General features: G+C 68.2%; 18 protein-coding genes. 8 read left to right on the forward strand and 10 right to left on the reverse strand.

The window, feature by feature from the left end; genetic code table 11:
• Positions 1-6: 6 nt before the first annotated feature.
• The 4 genes from ACZ6CV_RS06690 to ychF all read right to left on the reverse strand — a co-directional run bounded on the left by ACZ6CV_RS06690 (position 7) and on the right by ychF (position 7,497).
• A complete protein-coding gene (locus ACZ6CV_RS06690; protein WP_469249880.1) occupies positions 7-3,153 on the reverse strand; it encodes a type I restriction endonuclease subunit R in 3,147 nt (1,048 codons plus the stop codon).
• A complete protein-coding gene (locus ACZ6CV_RS06695; protein WP_469249881.1) occupies positions 3,153-4,154 on the reverse strand; it encodes a restriction endonuclease subunit S in 1,002 nt (333 codons plus the stop codon). Before ACZ6CV_RS06695 ends, ACZ6CV_RS06690 begins: the two co-directional genes overlap by 1 nt.
• A 230-nt stretch (positions 4,155-4,384) precedes the next feature.
• Positions 4,385-6,130: a type I restriction-modification system subunit M gene (locus ACZ6CV_RS06700; RefSeq protein ID WP_358777714.1), complete on the reverse strand. Its 1,746-nt coding sequence runs from the start codon at positions 6,128-6,130 to the stop codon at positions 4,385-4,387.
• A gap of 278 nt (positions 6,131-6,408) precedes the next feature.
• A complete protein-coding gene (ychF, locus tag ACZ6CV_RS06705) occupies positions 6,409-7,497 on the reverse strand; it encodes a redox-regulated ATPase YchF (protein ID WP_362364200.1) in 1,089 nt (362 codons plus the stop codon).
• 276 nt (positions 7,498-7,773) lie between these two features.
• Here ychF and ACZ6CV_RS06710 point away from each other — a divergent pair, with 276 nt between their 5' ends.
• Complete coding sequence (locus tag ACZ6CV_RS06710) at positions 7,774-8,421, forward strand: DUF6542 domain-containing protein (RefSeq protein WP_469249882.1); 648 nt, start codon at positions 7,774-7,776, stop codon at positions 8,419-8,421.
• Positions 8,422-8,513: 92 nt separating this feature from the next.
• On the opposite strand, the gene ppgK is transcribed toward ACZ6CV_RS06710, so the two are convergent.
• Both ppgK and ACZ6CV_RS06720 read right to left on the reverse strand, forming a co-directional pair.
• Entirely contained in the window at positions 8,514-9,254 is a 741-nt protein-coding gene (gene ppgK, locus ACZ6CV_RS06715; protein WP_469249883.1) for a polyphosphate--glucose phosphotransferase, read from the reverse strand.
• 27 nt (positions 9,255-9,281) lie between these two features.
• Complete coding sequence (locus ACZ6CV_RS06720) at positions 9,282-10,265, reverse strand: 4-hydroxy-3-methylbut-2-enyl diphosphate reductase (RefSeq protein ID WP_469249884.1); 984 nt, start codon at positions 10,263-10,265, stop codon at positions 9,282-9,284.
• A gap of 106 nt (positions 10,266-10,371) precedes the next feature.
• On the opposite strand from ACZ6CV_RS06720, the gene ACZ6CV_RS06725 reads away from it, so the two are divergent.
• From ACZ6CV_RS06725 to ACZ6CV_RS06740, 4 genes are all read left to right on the forward strand, one after another.
• A complete protein-coding gene (locus tag ACZ6CV_RS06725) occupies positions 10,372-11,784 on the forward strand; it encodes an APC family permease (protein ID WP_469249885.1) in 1,413 nt (470 codons plus the stop codon).
• Between the two features lie 627 nt (positions 11,785-12,411).
• Positions 12,412-13,701, forward strand: a complete 1,290-nt coding sequence (gene xseA, locus ACZ6CV_RS06730) for an exodeoxyribonuclease VII large subunit (protein WP_469249886.1) — start codon at positions 12,412-12,414, stop codon at positions 13,699-13,701.
• A 9-nt stretch (positions 13,702-13,710) separates the two neighbouring features.
• Complete coding sequence (locus tag ACZ6CV_RS06735; RefSeq protein WP_362364188.1) at positions 13,711-13,959, forward strand: exodeoxyribonuclease VII small subunit; 249 nt, start codon at positions 13,711-13,713, stop codon at positions 13,957-13,959.
• 177 nt (positions 13,960-14,136) lie between these two features.
• Entirely contained in the window at positions 14,137-14,727 is a 591-nt protein-coding gene (locus tag ACZ6CV_RS06740) for a malonic semialdehyde reductase (protein ID WP_355803286.1), read from the forward strand.
• Between the two features lie 95 nt (positions 14,728-14,822).
• Here the strand turns inward: ACZ6CV_RS06740 and ACZ6CV_RS06745 are convergent, their stop codons facing one another.
• Positions 14,823-15,341, reverse strand: a complete 519-nt coding sequence (locus ACZ6CV_RS06745) for a DUF4245 domain-containing protein (protein WP_469249887.1) — start codon at positions 15,339-15,341, stop codon at positions 14,823-14,825.
• 231 nt (positions 15,342-15,572) lie between these two features.
• Between ACZ6CV_RS06745 and glpX the strand changes: the two genes are divergently transcribed.
• Positions 15,573-16,604: a class II fructose-bisphosphatase gene (gene glpX / locus ACZ6CV_RS06750; protein ID WP_362364182.1), complete on the forward strand. Its 1,032-nt coding sequence runs from the start codon at positions 15,573-15,575 to the stop codon at positions 16,602-16,604.
• Between the two features lie 72 nt (positions 16,605-16,676).
• On the opposite strand, the gene ACZ6CV_RS06755 is transcribed toward glpX, so the two are convergent.
• Positions 16,677-17,090 carry a WhiB family transcriptional regulator gene (locus ACZ6CV_RS06755; protein WP_469249888.1) on the reverse strand — a complete coding sequence of 138 codons (414 nt, stop codon included), beginning with the start codon at positions 17,088-17,090 and terminating at the stop codon, positions 16,677-16,679.
• A gap of 187 nt (positions 17,091-17,277) precedes the next feature.
• Positions 17,278-17,958, reverse strand: a complete 681-nt coding sequence (locus ACZ6CV_RS06760) for a DUF1707 SHOCT-like domain-containing protein (protein ID WP_469249889.1) — start codon at positions 17,956-17,958, stop codon at positions 17,278-17,280.
• 201 nt (positions 17,959-18,159) lie between these two features.
• Here ACZ6CV_RS06760 and ACZ6CV_RS06765 point away from each other — a divergent pair, with 201 nt between their 5' ends.
• The gene (locus ACZ6CV_RS06765; RefSeq protein WP_469249890.1) at positions 18,160-19,827 is read left to right on the forward strand and encodes a fumarate hydratase; all 1,668 of its coding nucleotides are present in this window, start codon (positions 18,160-18,162) and stop codon (positions 19,825-19,827) included.
• An 87-nt stretch (positions 19,828-19,914) separates the two neighbouring features.
• Here the strand turns inward: ACZ6CV_RS06765 and ACZ6CV_RS06770 are convergent, their stop codons facing one another.
• Entirely contained in the window at positions 19,915-21,474 is a 1,560-nt protein-coding gene (locus ACZ6CV_RS06770) for a ricin-type beta-trefoil lectin domain protein (protein ID WP_469249891.1), read from the reverse strand.
• A gap of 122 nt (positions 21,475-21,596) precedes the next feature.
• On the opposite strand from ACZ6CV_RS06770, the gene ACZ6CV_RS06775 reads away from it, so the two are divergent.
• The gene (locus ACZ6CV_RS06775) at positions 21,597-23,009 is read left to right on the forward strand and encodes a class II fumarate hydratase (protein WP_469249892.1); all 1,413 of its coding nucleotides are present in this window, start codon (positions 21,597-21,599) and stop codon (positions 23,007-23,009) included.
• Positions 23,010-23,250 lie beyond the last annotated feature (241 nt).

Here is a 23,250-nt window from a genome sequence, read left to right on the forward strand (position 1 = left end):
GTCCACTCAGGTATCCACCTGCTGATCAACCGCTGCTTCGTAGAAGGCATCCGCGAGGGCGACGATGATCGCGTTGATGGCCGGCCCGTCGGCGAAGAAGTAGTCGGCCATCGTGTTGTGGGCGTCCTGGTTTTCTGCGACCGCCTCCGTGACGGCGGCTTGGAAGTCCTGCGACTCCAGGAACTGCTTCTTGGAGTTCACCTTGGTCTGCTGGACCAGGTTCGGGTCGGCGAGCAGCCGCTGCACGAGGCCCTGTACGAACTCCCTGATCTGGGAGGCGGCGAACGTTTCGGCGCCGAAGAGGTCATTCATCTTGTCTATGACGACCTGGAGGGCGACGTACTTCGGGTCCTTCTTCTCACCTGTGCCAGCGGCGCTGATGCCCTTGAGCTGCCCGTCTCCGACCAGTGAGATGTCGACCGCGATCGCCTTGTTGTGCTTGACACCAACCAGCACCACGTCGGAGAGGTCCACGTCGGCTGCCCAAGCGGACTCGGCGATCACCTTCTCCAGCAGGCGCAGGAAGATCGAGAGCATCTCCATGTACGGATCGCCGTAGTCGACGATCTGGGACATGAAGTCGTAGAGCCGCACGTAGGTGGAGACGTCCTTGCGGAACAGGTCGAGTTCCTGGAGCTTGACCTTGTCTTCCTCCTCGATCGCCCTTGCGTAGCGGCGCCGGAAGTCGTGCTGCGCTGGGCTGATCGCCGCCGAGAGAGCGTTGTTGCCCTTCCGTGTCACCCACAGTTCGGCGACCTTGCGGACGTTGTCCTCGGTGTAGATCCCGGCCTGGGCGAGCTTGTTGGCCAGGTGGACGACGACGTACGGGTCGGTTTCGGTCTCCAGGGTCGCGTTCTTGAAGTACGGCTCGAAGGCCGTCTTGATGTCCTCGGGCTTGTTGGCGAAGTCGATGACGAACGTCTTGCGCTTCTGTTCCCCACCAGCGGTGCGGTGGGTGCGGTTGAGGCGCGAGAGTGTCTGTACGGCGGTGACGCCCGAGAGTTTCTTGTCGACGTACATCGCCGTCAGTAAGGGCTGGTCGAAGCCGGTCTGGAATTTGTTGGCGACCAGCATGATCTTGTATGTGTCGCCCTTGAACGCGGCCGCCAGATCAGCTCCGGCGCCCGGGTTCATGTTGGCTTCGGAGAACTCGTCGTCCTTCGACGGCTGCGGGCCCCAGTCGCTGTGCCAGGTCTCGTCTTCGTTCATCGTCACCCCGCCCGAAAAGGCGACCAGGGTGCGGTAGTTGTACGAGGCGTCCTCCGCTCGACGCTTGTCGATGTAAGCGTCTATCGCCAGCTTGTACTTCACCGCGGACTTGCGGGAGTCGGTCACCACCATGGCCTTCGCCTTGCCTTCGAGGAGGTAGGCGACGTTGGCGTGGAAGTGCTCGACGACGATCTGCACCTTCTGGCTGACGTTCGTCGGGTGGAGCTGAACCCACCTCATCAGCCCCTTGCGGGCGGCGGCCTCCTCGACCTCGCCTCCGTCACCGGCCTCGGCCTTGCCGGCGATCTGCAACGCGGTGTCGTAGGACTGGTAGCCCTTGAGGACGTCGAGGATGTATCCCTCCTCGATCGCCTGCTTCATCGAGTACAGGTGGAACTCACGCGGCTTGCCATCGGGGCCCTTGCGGCCGAACAGTTCGAGGGTCTTGTTCTTCGGCGTCGCAGTGAAGGCGAAGTAGGAGATGTTCTCCGATTCGGCCCGCTCGGTCATCTCCGAGGCCAGTACCGACTCCACATCGACATCTCCGCCCTCCTCGATCTCCTTGAGCTCTTCGGCCGTCAGTACCTGCTTCAGCTTCGAGGAGATCTGCCCTGACTGGGAGGAGTGCGCCTCATCGGCGATCACGGCGAACCGCTTGCCCTTGAGGCCGGCGTCGGTCCGGATCTCTTCCAGCGCATGCGGGAAGGTCTGCACCGTCACCGCGATGATGAGCTCGCCGTTTTTCAACGCCTGCGCCAGTAGACCCGACTTCGACTTCGCGCCGGCCTTGCGGACGTCCTCGGGGCTGATCGTCGCGACAATCTTCTTGTTGCCGTCGATCTGCCGGATCGCATCCTGCAGTTGGGAGTCGAGCACAGTACGGTCCACGACCACGATGACGGAGTCGAAGACCTTCTTATCGTCGGCATCATGCAGTCGGGCCAGCCCGTGGGCGGTCCATGCAATGGTGTTCGTCTTTCCCGACCCGGCCGAGTGCTCGATCAAGTACCGCTGCCCGACGCCCTCCTCCTTCACCGCGTCGACGATGCTCGTGACGGCCTCCCACTGGTGGAAGCGCGGGAAGAGCATGCTCGTACGCCGCACTGAGGTGCCGGTGGTGACGTCCCACTCCTCCCTGGTCTGCACGATCATCAGGCGCCCGATGACGTTCAGCCAAGCGTGCTTCTCCCAGACGCGTTTCCATAGGTAGGCCGTCGCCGACCCGTCGTCCGCTCCGGGAGGGTTGCCGGCACCGCTATCGAAGCCGATGTTGAACGGAAGGAAGTGGGTCTTGTCCCCTTCCAGCTTCGTGGTCATGGCCGCTAGGTCGTTGGAGACCGCGAAGTGCACCAGCGCACGGTGACCGAACGAAAGCAGCGGCTCCGGGCGCCCGTTCGTGAGCGGGTTGCGGTGTTGCTTGTACTGGTTGATCGCCTCGTCCAGCGACTGGGTGAAGTCGGTCTTCAGCTCCACCGTGGCCACCGGGATCCCGTTGACGAAGAACACCAGGTCGATGGTGCGCTGGTCGGCGGTCGAGAAGTGCACCTGCCGCACCACCCGCACCCGCATCGCCTCGTATTGCGACACGGTGGTCGCATTGAGCGAGGTCTCGGGGCGGAACTGCGCCGTCTTCAACCGGCCGCCGCCGATGTACTGCACGCCGTTGCGCAGAATATTCAGCGTCCCGCCACCGTGCTCCAGCGGCTTGTCCAGCGCCGCGGTCAGCACGTCGAGGAACTTCGCCTGTGACCCCGCTGCCTTCAGCGCCTTCTCGTACGCCAGCTTCTGCGTGTCCTTCAGCCACTCGAACAGATCCGACGGGAACAACGCCCGCTCACGGTCGTACTCGCCGCCGTCGTGGTCGTTCGCCGAGTACAGCCAGCCGCGGGCCTTGAGGTACTCGCAGATCTCCTTCTCGAAGACCGCCTCGTTATGGTCGGCCATCACGCCGCCTCTCGCACGTCGATCTCCCCCGTCACCGCAGCCGTGATCAACGCCGACCGACGCTCTTCGGACAGCTCGATGAACCGCTCGGCCTCGGCGATGAGCGTGTCAACCTTTGTGGTTTGCTCATCCAAATACGCAGCGATCCGCCGCTGCTCATGGATCTCCGGGAAAGGGATAGGAGTCCGAGCCAAGGTGCCGAGGTTCAGTCGGCGGAACGTCGCACCCGTGATCTGGTAGTCCCAATACTCAGCCGTCTGCCGTGACAGCAGCACCCACACCATAAACCTCGTGGCGACCAAGTCCGGCCGCAGCGCAACTCGAACCGTATCTTGCGTCAGATTCGCACCAGCCAAGTCCTGTGACACGACTGCCACCTTCCCGTACGCAGGGCCAATCGAAACGACGACGTCGCCCTCTTTGAGGACCGACCGCTTATACGCGCTTGCGATCTCAGGTGCAGTAGTTCGCAAAGTATCCCTATCCGGGGATACGCCTTCGCCTTGGATGTCCGACGGTCCGATGTAGACGACCCCACCGTCGACCGGCTCACCGCACTGCAGAATGCCATAGGTCATTGGCCGATCATGATCGACCAGTCGGCGCACCTGGATCTGCTCGTAACCGTCCAGCGCCTCAGCAACCGTCGCCACGCGGCGCTCACGGAGCATCTCGATCAGTCGCTTCTGCTCCTCGATGAGCATGTCGATGTAATACGTCTCACGGTCGAGGTAGTCAGCGATGGCGCCCTGTGTTTCTGGATCCGGAAGATCGATCCGAAGCTCCAGGAAGTCACCCTGGCTGATGTTCTGCATTGATGAACTCGTTCCGACGCATACAGCCTCCACCTGGGTTCGGTAGGCTGGCGTCTTCGTCCACCAATCGATGAACCGCGGATCAGCCCCACGAAAGGTCACCGCCCACAATCTGTCTGGCAGATAGAGGTCCGGGCAGTTCTGTAGCACCGCGGCAGCAACGCCCAAGTGCTGCTTTGTGTTCATCCTGCTCACAATTAGCGAGCCAGCCCGCACTGGACACGAGACCCGATCCACGTCGTAGCTTTCAACCTGCTTGTTCTCTGCCGGCCTGAAGACTCCGCCGTAAACTGCGCTTGTCTTAAGCACACCTAGCTCACCACCCTGGGCTGGCCAGGGTGCACCGTTCACGCTGGTCCCACTCTGAACAGAGCTGACGATTCGCTTGAGTGCAATGTTTCGCCAGTTCGCCCGACTCATTTCTCAACCTCACGCAGCAATTCCATGATCTTGCTGATCTGCTTCTCCAGATCAGCGTCGATCTCGGCAAGCGAGCGGGGTGAAGCGTGCTTGAAGAAATGGCGGGTGAAGGGGATCTCGTATCCGATCTTGATCTTGCCCCAGTCGATCCAGGCATCGGGTACATGTGGCTTCACTTCGGCGTCGAAGTACGCCTGGATGACCTCACGCTCCCCCGCTGCACCAGCCGTCGAGTCGCCATAGGAGAAGGGAACGTTTTCGGTGTCGCGCTTCTTCGCATCAGGCTTCGGGTTGCCCTTACGGTCGACGACGGGCCTACCGTCATCATCCAGCTGCGGGCGTTCGACGGTAACGGTCCAGTAGCCGAACTCGTCGTTGCGCAGCATCTTGGAAAGGTCAGGATCGGCCTCCCAGGAGTCGGCGTACAACTGCACGATCTTGGCGCGGTCATCGTCGCTGATCTCACGGTTCTTTGATCCGAGGCTCTTACGCATCTTGGTCCAGAACGATGCACCGTCAATGAGTTGGACCTTGCCGTGGCGGTCAGGATGCTTGGTGTTGTCTAGGATCCAGATGTAGGTGGCGATGCCGGTGTTGAAGAACATGTTGGTCGGCAACCCAACGATCGCCTCGACGAGGTCGTTCTCCAGCAGCCACCGGCGGATGTTGGAAGGACCGGATTCGGCGCCGCCGTTGAAGAGCGGAGAGCCGTTCATGACGATGCCGACGCGACCGCCGCCATCCTCGGGTGCACGCATCTTGTGGGCCAGATGGAGCAGGAAGAGCATCTGCCCGTCCGAGATCGCCGGGAGGCCCGGCGCGAAACGACCGTAGGGGCCAGCAGAGTCTCGTTCCTCCTTGACAGCCTTGGCGTACTGCTTCCAGTCCACCCCGTAGGGAGGGTTGGACATGCAGAAGTCGAACTGGCGGCCCTTGAAAGCGTCGTCAGTAAGCGTGTTACCGAAGGCGATGTTGGTCGCGTCGTGGCCCTTGGCGAGTAGGTCTGACTTACAGATGGCGTACGACTGGGGGTTGTACTCCTGGCCATACAGGCTCAGCTTGGCCTCGGGGTTCTGGGCGAGAAGATGCTCCTCTGCAAGGGAGAGCATTCCGCCGGTGCCGGCGGTGGGGTCGTACAGCGACCGGATGATGCCGCCCTCTGTAAGGTCGACGTCCTTCTCCGCGAAGAGCAAATCGACCAGCAGCCGGATGGCATCACGCGGCGTGTAGTGGTCTCCGGAAGTCTCGTTCGCGGCCTCGTTGAACTTGCGGATGATGTACTCGAACGCATCCCCCATGTCTGCGTTGGACACCACGTCGGGATGCAGGTCGACGGCACCGAAGGACTTGACGATCTCGCGCAGGAGCCCGGCCTTCTCCAGAGCCAGGATCTCCTTCTTGAAGTCGAAGTACTCGAACACGTCCACGTCGGCGGAGAACCGGTCGATGTAGTCAGCGAGGTTGTCCGCCAGCCCGTCCGCATCGGCCAGCAGGTTCGCGAACTCGTAGTTGGAGGTGTTGTAAAACGTCCGCCCCGTGGCCTTCTTGACCTCGACCTTGAGCCGGTTCGGGTTCTCGTACCGCGCAGCCAGCTCTCGCACCATCGCGCGATCAGGCTCGAGGATGCAGTCGAGCCGCCTCAGAATCGTGAACGGAAGGATCACGGTCCCGTACTGGTTGGGGCGATAGGGGCCCCGAAGTTGGTCAGCGATAGACCAGATGAAGCTACCGAGCGCGCTCACAAGTTCCTCACGAGAATCGTCTAGCAGTGCCGATCACTTTGCCAGAGCCAGCAGCCACCGTCCCACGGTTCAGCCACTCTCCGGAGTGGGGCCCAGCACCGGCAGGGCATCCAAGTCCCAGCACAATCCCAGCACCGTACGGATGACCAGGGATGACGACAGGTGACGAGGGATCAGCTATCCCAGCACGGGAAAAAACAAAGGGCCCGACTCCGAAGAGTCGGACCCCATCTGAGCTGCACGTTTGCCAGATCAGCGACGTGGTGTTATGTCAGCCGCTACACATTGAACCGAAACTCCACCACATCCCCGTCCTGCATCACATACTCCTTGCCCTCCATGCGCGCCTTGCCCGCCGCGCGGGCGTCCGTCACCGAGCCCGTTTCCACCAGGTCCTCGAAGGAGATGACCTCCGCCTTGATGAAGCCCTTCTGGAAGTCCGTGTGGATGACGCCGGCCGCCTCGGGGGCCGTCGCTCCCTGCTTGATCGTCCAGGCTCGGGATTCCTTCGGGCCCGCCGTCAGGTAGGTCTGCAGGCCCAGCGTGCGGAAGCCCACGTGGGCCAGGGTGGCCAGGCCCGGCTCCTCCTGGCCCACCGACTGGAGGAGCTCCAGGGCCTCGTCCTCGTCCAGCTCCGCGAGGTCCGACTCCAGCTTCGCGTTGAGGAAGATCGCCTCCGCGGGGGCGACCAGCGCGCGCTGCTCCGCCTTGAAGTCGTCGTCCGTCAGCTCGTCCTCGTCCACGTTGAAGACGTAGAGGAAGGGCTTGGTCGTGAGGAGGTGCAGGTCGTGCAGGAGTTCCTCGTTGCCCGAGCCCTGGACGATGCCCGCCGAGAAGAGCGTGTCGCCCTTCTCCAGGATCTCCTTGGCCGCCTCCACCGCCTTCACCTTCGGCGCGATGTCCTTCTTGATGCGCGACTCCTTCTGGAGGCGCGGCAGGACCTTCTCGATGGTCTGGAGGTCCGCGAGGATCAGCTCGGTGTTGATCGTCTCGATGTCGTCCTTGGGCGAGACCTTGCCGTCGACGTGCACGACGTTCTCGTCCTTGAAGGCGCGGATGACCTGGCAGATCGCGTCCGACTCGCGGATGTTCGCGAGGAACTTGTTGCCCAGGCCCTCGCCCTCGCTCGCGCCGCGCACGATGCCCGCGATGTCGACGAAGTCGACCGTCGCCGGCAGGACCTTCTGGGAGCTGAAGATTTCCGCCAGTTTCGTGAGGCGGGGGTCCGGGACACCGACCACGCCGACGTTCGGCTCGATCGTGGCGAACGGGTAGTTGGCCGCCAGCACGTCGTTCTTGGTCAGGGCGTTGAACAGGGTCGACTTGCCGACATTGGGCAGACCGACGATTCCGATCGTGAGCGACACGTTGCGACTTCCCGTACGTGAGGGCAGTGGGTGGACGGCCCGGAGGGCCGGAGCGACCGTGGGGCGATCCCCCAGTCTACGGCGTGCCACCGACGCCCCTGCCTGCCCCGTCGGGCTCGGGGTGAGGGACCGGCGACGGGGCGGAAGGGCTCGGGGTGAGGGACCGGCGACGGGGCGGAAGGGACCGGGGCGAGTGCCTTCGAACGGATGGCCAAGGTCGTATCAAAGGCGTGTCCCGCGACCGCTTCGGCGCGGTCACCGTCCTAGGTTGGTCCAGTGGAGCAACCCAGGACGCGTCCCCCTCAGTCCGCCCCCAGGGCCCCCTCACCGGCGCGGCCGCGCCGGCCCGCCCGGCTGCCCCCACAGGGCCGGCCCGCCGCCGCGGGCGCGGCGTACCGTGCCGCGCCGCGTCCGCGCCGCCCCGCACCGCCGCTGGTACGGGCCGTGCGCCGCTCCCCGCTCTACCGGAGGGTGCGCCCGCTCTACCGCACGCTGCGGCGCATCCCGAACCCCCGCCTCACCGGGCTCGGCAGCGGACTCTTCTGCGCCGCGGTGATGTTCCTGTTCGCCTGTCTGCTGCGCCTGATCGCGGACGGTTCCGTCGTCGCGTACGGCGTGCTCTTCGTGCCCGTGGCCGCGCTCACCGCGCTCTGGGTGCGCCCGGCCGACCTCGTCACCGCGCCCGTCGGCGTACCGATCGCCTTCGCGGCCGGGGTGCTGCCCATCGCCGGGGGCACGGGCGGCTTCGGCGGTCAGTTCATGGGGCTCGTCACGACGCTCGCCTTCTACGCCGGCTGGCTCTACGGCGGGACGCTCCTCGCCGGCCTCATCGTGACCGTCCGACGGATCAAGCTCATGACCCGGCGGCGCGAGGCCCGCCCCCCGCAGCGCCCCGCCCCCGGGAAGCGCCTGCCCGTCTCGTGATGTCCGGCTCGTGACGTGAGAGGGGGGGCGGCCCACCAGCTCGGCCGCCCCCCTCCGCCTTTCCGCGTACCTCTACGTACAGCTACGTACCTCTACGCCTCCGCCGCCGCCATCGCCGCCCCCACGATCCCCGCGTTGTTCTGCAGCTGCGCCGGTACGATCTCCGCCTCGATGCCCTCGATCAGCGGCAGGAACTTGTGCGCCTTGCGGCTCACGCCGCCGCCGATGATGAACAGCTCCGGCGAGAACAGCATCTCCACGTGCGCCAGGTACTTCTGGACGCGGCGCGCCCAGTGCTCCCAGCTCAGGTCCTCGTCCTCACGGGCCTTGGAGGACGCCTTCTTCTCCGCGTCGTGGCCGCGCAGTTCGAGGTGGCCGAGTTCCGAGTTGGGGACCAGGCGGCCGCCGGTGAAGAGCGCGCTGCCGATGCCCGTGCCGAGGGTGAGCAGGATGACCGTGCCCTTGCGGTCGCGGCCCGCGCCGAAGTGCATCTCGGCGACGCCCGCCGCGTCCGCGTCGTTCAGGACCGTCACCGGGACGCCGCCGAGGCGCTCGGAGACCAGTCTGCGGATGTCCGTGCCGATCCAGCTCTTGTCCACGTTGGCCGCGGTCCGCGCGGTGCCGTCGGTGATCACTCCGGGGAAGGTCGCGCCGACGGCGCCCTTCCAGTCGAAGTGCTTCACCACCTCGCACACGCCGTCGACCACCGCGTCCGGCGTCGCCGGATGCGGGGTCAGCACCTTGTGCCGCTCTTGCGCCAGCTCTCCACGGTCCAGGTCCACGGGAGCGCCCTTGATCCCTGATCCGCCGATGTCCACACCGAAGATCTGCATGGACCCCACCGTACGACCCGCGCGCGCTCAGCGCTGCGAGAGCTCCGCCGCCTCGGCGCGCAGGTCCCTGCGGAGCTCCTTGGGCAGCGAGAAGGTGATGGACTCCTCCGCCGTCTTCACCGTCTCCACGTCGCCGTAGCCCCGCTCGGCCAGCCACTCGATGACGCCGTCCACCAGGACGTCCGGCACGGAGGCGCCCGAGGTCAGGCCGACCGTGGTGACGCCCTCCAGCCAGGCCTCGTCGATCTCGTCGGCGCCGTCCACCAGGTGCGAGGCGGCGGCGCCCGCGTCCAGGGCGACCTCCACCATGCGGATGGAGTTCGAGGAGTTCTTGGAGCCGACGACGATGACCAGCTCGGCGTCCTCGGCCAGCTTCTTCACCGCGGTCTGGCGGTTCTGCGTGGCGTAGCAGATGTCGTCGCTGGGCGGCGAGAGGAGGTTCGGGTACTTGCCCTTCAGGGCGTCGACCGTCTCCATCGTCTCGTCCACGGAGAGCGTGGTCTGGGAGAGCCAGACGACCTTGTCCGGGTCGCGCACCTCGACGTTCGCCACGTCCTCGGGGCCGTCCACCAGCGTGATGTGGTCGGGCGCCTCGCCGGACGTGCCGATGACCTCCTCGTGGCCCTCGTGGCCGATCAGGAGGATGTCGTAGTCCTCCTTGGCGAACCTGACCGCTTCCTTGTGCACCTTCGTGACCAGCGGGCACGTCGCGTCGATGGTCGCGAGCCTGCGCTCGGCGGCCTCCGCGTGAACGGTCGGGGCGACGCCGTGCGCCGAGAACATGACGATGGACCCCTCGGGGACCTCCGCCGTCTGGTCGACGAAGATCGCACCCTTCTTCTCCAGGGTCCGCACGACGTATTTGTTGTGCACGATCTCGTGGCGGACGTAGATCGGGGCCCCGTACTGCTCCAGGGCCTTCTCGACGGCGATCACGGCACGGTCCACGCCCGCGCAGTAGCCACGGGGAGCGGCGAGCAGGACACGGCGGGAGCCAGGCGTAGCAGTCATGCCCACCATCGTACGGCCGTGTCCGGCGCGCGTCGGGCCCCGTCCAGCGCGTCAAAGATCGCGCGGTTGGGGAGACTGGAGGCCTGCGTTGATCTACGGAGGCACGATGTCCGGTCAGTCCGCCAGTACGGGAGCCCACACCCCGGGTGCCGAACCCGCCGGGGACACCAGGGGTGCCGGGGGTGAGGGGCTGCGGCGCAGCCTCGGCTTCCGCGACCTCGTCGTCTACGGGCTGCTCTTCATCGCCCCCATGGCGCCGGTCGGCGTCTTCGGGACGCTCGACGCGAAGTCGCACGGTGCCGTCGCCCTGGTCTATCTGGCCGCCACGGTCGCGATGGCGTTCACCGCATTCAGCTACGCCCAGATGGTCCGGGTCGTCCCGCAGGCGGGGTCCGTCTTCGCCTACGCGCGCGCGGGGCTCGGCAAGGGGCCCGGCTTCATCGCCGGGTGGATGGCGATGCTGGACTACCTCCTCATCCCGGCGGTGGCGTACCTCTTCTCCGGGATCGCCATGAACTCGCTGGTGCCCTCGGTGTCGCGGTGGGTGTGGACGGCGCTCGCGGTGCTCATCACGACCGCGCTGAACCTGTGGGGCGTGCGGGCGGCGGCGCGGGTCGGCTTCGCGGTGCTCGCCATGGAGGTCGTGGTCCTGCTGGTCTTCGTCGTGGCGGCGGTGGTCGTACTGGTACGGGACGGGGCGCAGCGCGACTGGCTGTCGCCGTTGACGGGGGACGGCTCGCAGGGCGCGTTCGCGCTGTCGGCGGTGGTGGGCGCGGTGTCGATCGCCGTCCTGTCCTATCTGGGCTTCGACGCGATCGCGGCGTTCGCGGAGGAGGTGACGGGCGGGTCGGCGAAGGTCGCGCGGGCGGTGCTGTTCTGTCTGGCGCTCGCGGGCCTGCTGTTCGTCGCCCAGACGTATCTGGTGGCACTCCTGGAGCCGATGTCGTCGGCGGAGCTCGCGGCGGATCCGGGCAAGCAGGGGACGGCGTTCTACGACGCGGTGGACTCGGCGGCGGGGACGTGGCTGCACGACCTGGTGGCCGCGAGCAAGGCGATCGGGGCGGCGTTCGCTGCGCTGGCGGGGCAGGCTGCGGCGGGGCGACTGCTCTTCGCCATGGCACGGGAGCGGCGGCTGCCGAAGGCTCTGTCCCGGACGGACTCCGGTACGCCTCGGGTGGCGTTGCTGTGTGCGGCGGTCGTGACGATGGTGGCGGCGGTGTGGGCGGCGCGGCGGGACGACGGGATGGACCACCTCGTGTCGGTGGTCGACATCGGTGCGCTCACGGCCTTCCTGTTGTTGCACGCGAGCGTGGTGGGGTGGTTCGCCGTGCGGCACCGGGAGGACGGGTTCAGCTGGTGGCGCCACGTGCTGATCCCCGCGCTCGGCGCGGCGATCGTGGTGGCGGTCATCTGGGAGGCCTCGGGCACGGCGCAGGTGGTGGGGGCGGTCTGGTTGGGGGCGGGGTTGGTGGTTTTGGGGGTTCAGGGGGTGGGGGGTGGGAGTGGGGGGCGGCGGTGAGGGGGGGGTCTTGCCTGGGGTGCCGGTCCCTTGCAGGGGGCTTGGGCGTTCGTCGTTGTCGGCGGCCCGGTGGGTTGATTGCGCAGTTCCCCGCGCCCCTGGGCGGGCTGGGCGTTCGCTGATGTCTGCGGCCCGGTGGGGTGATTTGCGCAGTTCCCCGCGCCCCTGAGCGGGCCGGGCGTTCGTCGTTGTCCGCGGCCCGGTGGGTTGTTTTGCGCAGTTCCCCGCGCCCCTGACTGGGCCGGGCGCTCGTCCTTATCCGCGGCCCGGTGGGTTGATTTGCGCAGTTCCCCGCGCCCCTGGGTGGGCTGGGCTCGTTGTTCGTGTGGCCCTGGCGGGGCGGGTGGCGTGCGCGACCGGTTGCCTCAGGGGCGCGGGGAACTGCGCGATCAGCCACCGTCGGGGCACGGAAGACGACGAAGATCCGCCCCCTACCCCCAGGGGCGCGGGGAACTGCGCGACCAGCCACCTCCGAGGCGCGGAAGACGACGAACATCCACCCCCTACCCCCAGGGGCGCCAGCCACCTCCGGGGCGCGGAGGACGATCAACGCCCAAGCCCCCTGCAAGGGACTCGCACCGGCCACCGCACCAGGGCGATGTCACCGACCCCGACTACCCTCACCGCATGGCTCTCAACACCTCCGCGGACGCCCCCCTCCCCGTGGGGGAGGTGTCGCGGCTCATCGGTGGATGGATCGATCGGCTCGGCGCCATCTGGGTCGAGGGGCAGATCACCCAGCTGTCCCGCAGACCCGGCGCCGGCGTCGTCTTCATGACGCTCCGCGACCCCTCGCACGACATCTCCGTGAGCGTCACCTGTTATCGCCAGGTGTTCGACGCCGTGGCGGACGTCGTCTCCGAGGGCGCCCGTGTCGTCGTACGGGCCAAGCCCGAGTGGTACGAGCGGCGCGGTCAGCTGTCGTTGCGGGCCGCCGAGATAAAGCCGGTCGGCGTCGGCGAGCTGCTCGCGCGGATCGAGCAGCTGAAGAAGAGCCTCGCCGCCGAGGGCCTCTTCTCGCCCGAGCGCAAGAAGACCCTGCCGTTCCTGCCGCAGCTCATCGGGCTCGTCACCGGCCGCGCCTCCGCCGCCGAGCGCGACGTCCTGGAGAACGCCCGGCACCGCTGGCCGGCCGTCCGCTTCGAGGTGCGCAACGTCCCCGTCCAGGGCGTGCACGCCGTGCCGCAGGTCGTCCAGGCCGTGAAGGACCTGGACGCGCACGGCGAGGTCGACGTGATCATCGTGGCGCGCGGCGGCGGCAGCGTGGAGGACCTGTTGCCGTTCTCGGACGAGCAGCTCGTGCGGGCCGTCGCCTCCTGCCGTACGCCCGTCGTCTCCGCGATCGGGCACGAGCCGGACAACCCCCTGCTCGACCACGTGGCGGACCTGCGCGCCTCCACCCCCACCGACGCCGCCAAGAAGGTCGTGCCGGACGTCGGCGAGGAGTACGAGCGCGTGCAGTGGCTCCGCGACCGCGCCCGGCGCAGCATCGACGCCTTCCTGGAGCGGGAGACCCGCGGCCTGGCGCACGCCCTGGGCCGCCCCGCCATGGAGCATCCGCACCGCATGGTCGAGGAGCGCGAGGAGCAGGTCGCCGCGCTCGTCGACCGCAGCCGCCGCACCCTCGGGCACCTGCTCGACCGGGCGGGGTCGGAGCTGACGCACACCCACGCGCGCGTGGTGGCCCTCTCCCCCGCCGCGACCCTCCAGCGGGGGTACGCGGTGCTGCAGAAGCCGGACGGCACGGTGGTGCGGGCGCCGGCGGAGGTGGCCGCCGACGAGGAGCTGCGGGCCCGCGTCGCCGAGGGCGACTTCACCGTACGGGCGGTGGGGTCGGCCCCATCGGTGTCGGGGGCCGTACAACCGGCAACCGCAGGTCCGGGAACCGTACAAAACTCTGACAACGCCGAGAATTAGGGTGGGCGCATGACCAGCAAGACGGACGAGGCCACGGTCTCCACGGACGCGCTCGGCTACGAGCAGGCGCGCGACGAGCTCATCGAGGTCGTACGCCGCCTGGAGACCGGCGGGACGACCCTGGAGGAGTCGCTCGCGCTCTGGGAGCGCGGCGAGGAGCTCGCGAAGATCTGCCGCCGCTGGCTGGACGGCGCGCGGGCCCGACTCGACGCGGCCCTCGCGGGCCCGGACACGGCCGACGACGACCCGGACGCCTGAGGCCCGAACGCCCCGGACGGGCCCCGCCGCCACGGAATCGTTCTTGCCTGCGGTTTGTGAACCGGATCACGCAGGTCCAGTTTTGATTGAAAGTTGAACAGTAGCGACGTACTGTCGTGGTCACGAGCCCGGTGACGGGTTCGGTCGACACCCCCGTACGTTCAAGAAGGTTGATCCATGTCTCTCGTACTTGACCCCGCCGCACAGGACCTGCTCTTCCGCGAGGCCCGCACCGCGAACACCTTCACCGACGAGCCGGTCACCGAGGAGCAGGTCCAGGCGATCTACGACCTGGTCAAGTACGGCCCGACCGCCTTCAACCAGTCGCCGCTGCGCGTCACGCTGGTCCGCTCCCCCGAGGCCCGCGAGCGCCTCGTCCAGCACATGGCCGAGGGCAACCGCCCCAAGACGTCGGCCGCGCCGCTCGTCGCGATCCTCTCCGCGGACAACGAGTTCCACGAGGAGCTCCCGGCGCTGTTCCCGCACTTCCCGCAGGCCAAGGACGCCTTCTTCTCGGAGCGCCCGGTCCGCGAGCAGGCCGCGCTGGTGAACGCCACGCTGCAGGCCGCCTACTTCATCGTCGGCGTCCGCGCCGCCGGTCTGGCCGCGGGCCCGATGACGGGCTTCGACTTCGCGGGCGTCCAGAAGGAGTTCCTGGACGACGACCACACCCCGCTGATGGTCGTCAACATCGGCAAGCCGGGCGAGGACGCCTGGTTCCCGCGCTCCCCGCGCCTGGCCTACGACGACGTCATCACCACGGTCTGACACGGCACGCGAAGGGCCCCCGGCACACCGCCGGGGGCCCTTCGTGCGTCTGCTTCTTGCGTCTGCGGCGTCTGCGGCGTCCGTGGCCGACTCGTTCAGGACATCTTCAGCGACTCGGCCATCTTCACCAGCTGCTTCGGGGAGGCCGTGCCGGTGACCACCGTCGTCGCACCCTTCTCGCTCATCACCAGGGCGTCGTACTTCGCGCCCTCGTACCGCTGCCAGGTGCGGCCCTTGATGTCCTCGACGGCGTCGGTCTTCTTGGCGTCGTGCGTGACCCTCTTGATGTACGCCGCCGGCTTGGCGGTGGACTGCTCGATCGCCACGTACTCGTCGTGCGGGTCGAGGAAGCCCAGGTGCCAGGAGTCGTTCTCCTCGCCCTTGAACCGCACCGACGTCGGCGTCCACTTCTCGGACAGGCCCTCGGGGGCCGCCACCGGGTACTTCGCGGCCCGCTGGGCCGTCAGGAGCTCCACGCGGTAGTCGACCCGCTTGGTGGGGTTCTTGGACTCGTCATGCGGGACGAAGATGTAGATCACGCCCGCTGCGAGGGCGATCACCACCAACGACCACAGCATGTTCTTGACGGTCTGAGTGCCTTGTCTTCCTGCCACGCCCCCATGGTCTCAGGCGCCGGACCCGTCCCCGCCCCCGGCATCCGGATCGCGGCCCGCGGAGCCGTCCGGTCCGCTCATGCGTGGGGTCCTCTGCTCATTTTGTCGGCCTGCGGATAGAGTCATCAGCGACCCTCATCCGGTTCGCCCTCCCGTCTCCGACCGCCGCCCTTCCCAGGACGCCCTACGGGCGCGCCGTTTTTTAACGCATCAGCAGAAAGGTGCGCTCCGATGACCGAGCATCATCTCCCGTCCGAGCTCGAGGTCTCCCCCGAGGCCCCCGACCGCAACCTCGCCCTGGAGCTCGTCCGGGTCACCGAGGCCGCCGCGATGGCCGCGGGCCGCTGGGTCGGCCGCGGCGACAAGAACGGCGCGGACGGCGCCGCCGTGCGCGCCATGCGCACCCTCGTCTCCACCGTCTCCATGAACGGCGTCGTCGTCATCGGCGAAGGAGAAAAGGACGAGGCCCCGATGCTCTTCAACGGAGAGCGCATCGGCGACGGCACCGGCGCCGAGGTCGACATCGCCGTCGACCCCATCGACGGCACCACCCTCACCGCCAAGGGCCAGCCCAACGCCATCGCCGTCCTGGCCGCCGCCGACCGCGGCGCCATGTTCGACCCCTCGGCCGTCTTCTACATGGACAAGCTGGTCACCGGACCCGAAGCCGCCGACTACGTCGACATCAACGCGCCCGCGTCCGTCAACATCCGCCGCGTCGCCAAAGCCAAGAACTCCTCGCCCGAGGACGTCACGGTCATGATCCTGGACCGCCCCCGCCACGAGGGCATCGTCAAGGAGATCCGCGAGACCGGCGCCCGGATCAAGTTCATCTCCGACGGCGACGTCGCGGGCTCGGTCATGGCCGTCCGCGAGGGCACCGGCGTCGACCTGCTCATGGGCATCGGCGGCACCCCCGAGGGCATCATCTCGGCCTGCGCGATCAAGTGCCTGGGCGGCACCATCCAGGGCAAGCTGTGGCCGAAGGACGACGCGGAGCGCCAGCGCGCCATCGACGCGGGCCACGACCTGGACCGCATCCTCTCCACGGACGACCTGGTCAAGGGCGACAACGTCTTCTTCGTCGCCACCGGCATCACCGACGGCGAGCTGCTCCAGGGCGTGCGCTACCGGGCGGCGAACGCCTCGACCTCGTCCCTGGTCATGCGCTCCAAGTCGGGCACGATCCGCAAGATCGACTCCGACCACCGGCTGTCGAAGCTGCGCGCCTACAGCGCGGTCGACTTCGACCGCGCCAAGTAGGCCCGTACGCATGCTGAAGGGGGCGTCCCGTGCGGGGGACGCCCCCTTCGGCGTGTGCGCGCCGGCCAGGTCCTACCCCGCGGCCGCTATGCCCGCGGCGTGCGTCGCCTTCTTCAGCTCCAGGTCGCGGCGGCGACGGCGGGCCAGGACCACCCGGCGCTCGGCGGCGGTGAGGCCGCCCCACACGCCGTACGGCTCGGGCTGCAGGAGGGCGTGCTCGCGGCACTCGACCATCACGGGGCAGCGGGCGCAGACGCGCTTGGCGGCCTCCTCGCGGGAGAGCCGTGCCGCCGTGGGCTCCTTGGAGGGGGCGAAGAACAGGCCGGCCTCGTCACGACGGCACACCGCTTCGGTGTGCCAGGGGGCGTCGTCGTCCCGATCTCGCGCCGGCGCCCCTCCCCAAGCGCTCGACTGCGCTCGTGCAGGGGACGCCCCGACGCCCGGAACTGCGGCGACCTGCAGAGACTGATGCGACGGTTGCAGCACTGGTCTACTCCTGACGACGGCTTCGCGAGCGAGAGACGATGCAGCAAGCTCTACCCGCTGTGTGCGTGCCTATGCACTGAGTTCCGATGTACGGACGTGTGGCCTCCTCATGGCGGCCACGCGCGTCGTCATCGGCACCCTCGCCGGGCGCGCCGGTGTCGTCGTCAGCGCGCCGTCGATGCCGTCGTCAGCGCCCCAGATGCTTGCGCAGCTGCCGGTGCAGGTCGTGGACGAGCTTGCCCCGCTTGGGCCGCGCCTCGATGCTGCCCAGGATCGCGAAGCCGTCCACGTACACGACGGGGGCGTCCTGGTCGGGCGAGTCGAGCGTGTCCACCTCGAAGCTGCCGAGGACACCTCCGCCGCTGCCGCGCAGCGACACGTTCTCGGGGACGCGGATGTCGATCGAGCCGAAGACCGAGATGGCCTTGATGACCACCTGGCGCTGCTCGAAGATCGCCTCGCTCAGGTCGATCTCGACGCTGCCGAAAACCGCGTACGCATGGGTGCGGCGGCCCACCCGCCAGCGGCCCCGCCGCGCCGAGCTGCTGAGCACCGCGACGAGGTTCTCGTCGGCGAACGGCGGGACGACACCCGGCGAGGGCCGGGCGGGCGCCGGCTCGGGAGCGACGGCCCGCGCGGTGTGCGCCGAGCCGTGCGCCGCGGGCAGGTCGTGGACCAGCGGCTCCAGGTCGGCCATCGTCTTGGCGCGGTACACCCCGTCGATCCGCTCCGCGTGCTCCTCCGCGGTCAGCCGGCCCTCGGCCAGCGCCTCGCGCAGGATGTCCGCCGTGCGGTCCCGGTCGGTGTCGGAGGCACGGAGCGCCGGGGGGTGCTTTTCGAGGTCCGGGGAGTGCTTTTCGAGGTCCACGGAAGCAGCGTACCCAGACGCGATAGATCGCGACTACCCCCTGTGTCGCGACGATCGGCGGCCGAGCCGCACCACCGAGGCGCCGTGACCGCCTTCACTGAGCCTTACCTCACAGGATCGGGCCGACGGCCTCGTTCTACGCTGGATGGCGCGTCGCCAATGGAGGCCGCGCCGCTGTCTGCCGAGTGAGGAATGGCCGTAATGCCAGAGTTTGAGTACTCCGATCTGCTCCCCCTGGGAGAGGACACCACCCCGTACCGGCTGGTGACCGCCGAGGGTGTCGCCACCTTCGAGGCCGACGGGCGGACGTTCCTCAAGGTCGACCCGGAGGCGCTGCGCACGCTGGCCGCCGAGGCGATCCACGACATCCAGCACTATCTGCGCCCGGCCCACCTGGCCCAGCTGCGCCGCATCGTCGACGACCCCGAGGCCTCCGGCAACGACAAGTTCGTGGCGCTCGACCTGCTGAAGAACGCCAACATCGCCGCGGCCGGCGTGCTGCCCATGTGCCAGGACACCGGCACCGCGATCGTCATGGGCAAGCGCGGCCAGAACGTCCTCACCGAAGGTGAGGACGAGAAGGCGCTCTCCAAGGGCATCTACGACGCGTACACGAAGCTGAACCTGCGCTACTCGCAGATGGCCCCGCTGACCATGTGGGAGGAGAAGAACACCGGCTCCAACCTCCCCGCCCAGATCGAGCTGTACGCGACCGACGGCGGCGCCTACAAGTTCCTCTTCATGGCCAAGGGCGGCGGCTCGGCCAACAAGTCGTTCCTCTACCAGGAGACGAAGGCCGTCCTGAACGAGGCCTCCATGATGAAGTTCCTGGAGGAGAAGATCCGTTCGCTGGGCACGGCCGCGTGCCCGCCGTACCACCTGGCGATCGTCGTGGGCGGCACGTCCGCCGAGTTCGCCCTGAAGACCGCCAAGTACGCCTCCGCGCACTACCTGGACGAGCTGCCCGCCGAGGGCTCGCCGACCGGCCACGGCTTCCGGGACAAGGAGCTGGAGGAGAAGGTCTTCGAGCTGACCCAGAAGATCGGCATCGGCGCGCAGTTCGGCGGCAAGTACTTCTGCCACGACGTGCGCGTGGTGCGCCTGCCCCGGCACGGCGCCTCGCTGCCCGTCGCCATCGCCGTCTCCTGCTCGGCCGACCGCCAGGCCACCGCGAAGATCACCGCCGAGGGCGTCTTCCTGGAGCAGCTGGAGACGGACCCGGCGCGCTTCCTGCCGGAGACCGAGGACTCCCACCTGGACGAGTCCGCCGACGTCGTCAAGATCGACCTCAACCAGCCGATGGACGACATCCTCGCCGAGCTCACCAAGCACCCGGTGAAGACCCGCCTCTCGCTGACCGGTCCGCTGGTCGTGGCCCGCGACATCGCGCACGCCAAGATCAAGGAGCGGCTCGACGCGGGCGAGGAGATGCCGCAGTACCTGAAGGACCACCCGGTGTACTACGCCGGTCCGGCGAAGACGCCCGAGGGCTACGCGTCCGGCTCCTTCGGCCCGACGACGGCCGGCCGCATGGACTCCTACGTGGAGCAGTTCCAGGCCGCGGGCGGCTCCAAGGTGATGCTCGCCAAGGGCAACCGGAGCAAGCAGGTCACCGACGCGTGCGACGCGCACGGCGGCTTCTACCTCGGCTCGATCGGCGGCCCGGCCGCGCGGCTCGCCCAGGACTGCATCAAGAAGGTCGAGGTCGTCGAGTACGAGGAGCTCGGCATGGAGGCGGTCTGGAAGATCGAGGTCGAGGACTTCCCGGCCTTCATCGTCGTCGACGACAAGGGCAACGACTTCTTCCAGAACCCGGCCCCCGAGCCGACGTTCACGCACATTCCGGTACGGGGCCCGGGTCTGGCGTGACCTTTTAAGGGGCGCGGGGAACTGCGCGACCAGCCACGACGCGCCAGCAGCGTCACGTCGCGCAGTTCCCGCGGAAGACGCCTGCCCTCAGGCGAACCGTTGGTTCGCCGCCCCCGAACACTTCTGCAGCCGCACCGGCTCCCTCGGCCCCGCAAGGGTCAGACAGAGCCCCTCCGCGGCAGCGGGCCGTACCGTCCCGGACGCCCGTACGAACTTCTGGTTCGTACCACCGTGGCAGTCCCACAGGGTGACGGCGGCGCCCTCCTTGTAGGCGCCGTCGGGCACGTCGAGGCAGCGGTCCTGGGTCAGTCCGGTGTGCAGCGAGCGCTGCCCGCCGGACGCGCCGTCGTACCACCAGGTCTGGTTGCGGTTGCCGGTGCAGTCCCAGCCCTGGACCTTGGTGCCGTTGCGGCTCTTGGAGGCGTCGACGTCCAGGCAGGTGCCGGTGGCCTCGTTCTTCAGCGGCTGGTACGCGTCGTCCCAGGCGCCCTCGTACAGCCGCGGGCTGCCCGTGCTCGCCGGGTCGGCGCAACTGCCCTCGCGCTGGGCGGAGTTGTAGATCTGCGTGAGGCAGGACGCGAAGGCGGCGTGGCCGCGGGCGTTGGGGTGGAAGGACTGGCGCACCGAGTTGGAGTCCGGCGGGAACGGGTTGGACAGGTCGACGTAGAGGCCACGCGCCCAGGTGTTCTCCGTGCAGACCTCGTGGCCGTGGAAGAGCCGGGAGTTGTCGAGGTAGACCGCGCCCGCGTTCCTGGCCGCCTTGCGCATGCCGGTCTCGAAGGCGGGCACCGCGACGTTGCGGCCCCACTCGGTGTCGGAGTCGTAGCCGAGGCCGCCGCAGACCAGCTTGCCGGGGAAATGGGGGTTGTCGCGGAAGTCCGGGCCGATCGGGCTGGGGTAGCCCATGGCGACGAGCTTGTAGTCGCCGTCCTGGTAACCGGCGTCCTTCATGACGGTCTTCAGGTCGCGGATGGACTGCTCGACCTTGGGCACGAGGGCGTCCACGCGCGCCTGCCATCCGTCGTTGTACTTGCCCGCGCAGGCGCCCTGGCTGAGCAGGAAGCGGGTGACGCAGTCCGTCATGACCGGGGCGAACTGGAGGTCGTCGTTGGCGCCGATGACGAGCAGGATCGTCTTGATCTTCGTGTTGCGCGCCTTGATCGCCAGGTTGTCGCTCTGCACCAGCTCGTCGGCGTACTGCTGCTGTCCACCGATCCTGATGTTCACGGTCTGCGCCCCGGAGCAGGCGACGTTGTACGTCACGTCGGCCGGGATGCCGGTGCGGTGGATCGCGGCGTCCGGCGAGCGGTGGCACCAGTTGTCGGGGCCGTCCGTGCCGGGTTCGTACGTCCCGACGCCCTCGCCGGAGATCTCGCTGTCGCCGAGCGAGATCAGGCCCGTCTTGCGCTCGGCCATCGGGCGCTCGGCCGGGCTGCCGTACAGCTTCGTCGCCTCCTGCGCCCGGATCTTCTCCAGCTCGGGCGGGAGCGGCGCCGCGGCGGGCGCCTTCCCCCCGCTTCCGTCCGCCGCCTGGGCGGGTACGGCCGCGGCCGTACCGAGCACGACGGTCAACGCGGCCGCCGCCGCGAACGAACATCGCAGCCGGCTCCGGCCGCTGCCTCGTCCACTGCGCCTGATGCGCTTCATTGCGCCTCCCCGGTGTGGTGTTACCCAGGGTTTTTACTGGTGGGTAGCAGGCTTGGGAATACCTGGAACAAGACAAGTGCTCAACTTTTTACGGGGTTTGAACGGAGAGGTAGGTTCAGGGCATGACCAGTGACGCCAGCGACGACCGCACCGGCGCGTACCGGATCGAGCACGACTCCATGGGCGAGGTGAAGGTCCCCGCGCACGCCAAGTGGCGGGCCCAGACCCAGCGCGCGGTGGAGAACTTCCCCGTCTCCGGGCAGGTCCTCGAACGCGCCCACATCGCCGCCCTGGCCCGGATCAAGGCGGCCGCCGCCCAGGTCAACGCCGAGCTCGGCGTGGTCGACAAGGACGTCGCCGAGGCCATCGCCGCCGCGGCCGCCGAGGTCGTCGACGGCCGCTGGGACGACCACTTCCCGGTCGACGTCTTCCAGACCGGCTCCGGCACCTCGTCCAACATGAACACCAACGAGGTCATCGCCACCCTCGCCACGGAACGCCTCGGCCGCGACGTCCACCCCAACGACCACGTCAACGCCTCGCAGTCGTCCAACGACGTCTTCCCCTCCTCCATCCACATCGCGGCGACGGCCGCCGTCACCGGCGACCTGATCCCCGCCCTGGAGCACCTCGCCGCCGCGCTCGAGCGCAAGGCCGAGGAGTTCGCGGACGTCGTGAAGTCCGGTCGTACACACCTGATGGACGCGACGCCCGTGACGCTCGGCCAGGAGTTCGGCGGGTACGCGGCGCAGGTGCGGTACGGAGTCGAGCGGCTGCGCGCCTCGCTGCCCCGGCTCGCCGAACTGCCGCTGGGCGGCACCGCGGTGGGCACCGGCATCAACACCCCGCCCGGCTTCGCCGCCGCCGTCATCGCCGAGGTCGCGCGGGCCACCGGCCTTCCGCTCACCGAGGCGCGTGACCACTTCGAGGCGCAGGGCGCGCGGGACGGCATCGTCGAGACCAGCGGCCAGCTGCGGACCATCGGCGTCGGCCTGACGAAGATCGCCAACGATCTGCGGTGGATGGCGTCGGGCCCGCGCACGGGGCTCGCCGAGATCAACCTGCCGGACCTCCAGCCCGGCTCGTCGATCATGCCCGGCAAGGTCAACCCGGTGATCCCCGAGGCCGCTCTGATGGTCGCCGCGCAGGTCACCGGGAACGACGCGACGGTCGCTGCGGCGGGCGCCGCCGGCAACTTCGAGCTCAACGTCATGCTGCCGGTCATCGCCAAGAACGTCCTGGAGTCGATCCGGCTGCTCGCCAACGTCTCCCGGCTGCTCGCCGACCGGACGGTCGACGGGATCACCGCGAACCGCGAGCGGGCCCGGGAGTACGCCGAGTCGTCGCCGTCGGTCGTGACGCCGCTCAACAAGTACATCGGGTACGAGGAGGCGGCGAAGGTGGCGAAGAAGTCCCTCGCCGAGCGGAAGACCATTCGTGAGGTGGTCCTGGAGTCCGGGTACGTGGAGCGGGGGGACCTCACGCTGGAGCAGTTGGATGAGGCGTTGGATGTGTTGCGTATGACGCGGGCCTGACTGGGGTCTTCCCCTGGACCACGGGGGTGGTGGCCCGGCGCCTGCCGGTGGGGGCGCCGAGCCTTCGGCTCAGGTCGGACGTCACTGCGCCCGGCACCGGGGGCTGTGCCCACCCGTGCCGCCCTGCGGCACGCCTGCCCACAGCGGGGGGGCCGTGTCCGCGGGGCGCCTGCCCACAGCGGGGGGCGACTGTGGTGTGTGTGGATGGGACTTCGTGTCTGGGGTGTGGGGGGCGTCTAGT

This window comes from Streptomyces sp. NPDC041713 (assembly GCF_055591085.1).

What these genes read in the sequence shown, in the direction of transcription:
- ACZ6CV_RS06765 (WP_469249890.1), top strand. Translation starts at nt 18,160, where the DNA reads ATGCCAGAGTTTGAGTACTCCGATCTGCTCCCCCTGGGAGAGGACACC.
- xseA (WP_469249886.1), top strand. Translation starts at nt 12,412, where the DNA reads ATGGCTCTCAACACCTCCGCGGACGCCCCCCTCCCCGTGGGGGAGGTG.
- ppgK (WP_469249883.1), bottom strand. Translation starts at nt 9,254, where the DNA reads ATGCAGATCTTCGGTGTGGACATCGGCGGATCAGGGATCAAGGGCGCT.
- ACZ6CV_RS06735 (WP_362364188.1), top strand. Translation starts at nt 13,711, where the DNA reads ATGACCAGCAAGACGGACGAGGCCACGGTCTCCACGGACGCGCTCGGC.
- ACZ6CV_RS06720 (WP_469249884.1), bottom strand. Translation starts at nt 10,265, where the DNA reads ATGACTGCTACGCCTGGCTCCCGCCGTGTCCTGCTCGCCGCTCCCCGT.
- ACZ6CV_RS06690 (WP_469249880.1), bottom strand. Translation starts at nt 3,153, where the DNA reads ATGGCCGACCATAACGAGGCGGTCTTCGAGAAGGAGATCTGCGAGTAC.
- ACZ6CV_RS06725 (WP_469249885.1), top strand. Translation starts at nt 10,372, where the DNA reads ATGTCCGGTCAGTCCGCCAGTACGGGAGCCCACACCCCGGGTGCCGAA.
- ACZ6CV_RS06770 (WP_469249891.1), bottom strand. Translation starts at nt 21,474, where the DNA reads ATGAAGCGCATCAGGCGCAGTGGACGAGGCAGCGGCCGGAGCCGGCTG.
- ACZ6CV_RS06775 (WP_469249892.1), top strand. Translation starts at nt 21,597, where the DNA reads ATGACCAGTGACGCCAGCGACGACCGCACCGGCGCGTACCGGATCGAG.
- glpX (WP_362364182.1), top strand. Translation starts at nt 15,573, where the DNA reads ATGACCGAGCATCATCTCCCGTCCGAGCTCGAGGTCTCCCCCGAGGCC.
- ACZ6CV_RS06695 (WP_469249881.1), bottom strand. Translation starts at nt 4,154, where the DNA reads ATGAACACAAAGCAGCACTTGGGCGTTGCTGCCGCGGTGCTACAGAAC.
- ACZ6CV_RS06740 (WP_355803286.1), top strand. Translation starts at nt 14,137, where the DNA reads ATGTCTCTCGTACTTGACCCCGCCGCACAGGACCTGCTCTTCCGCGAG.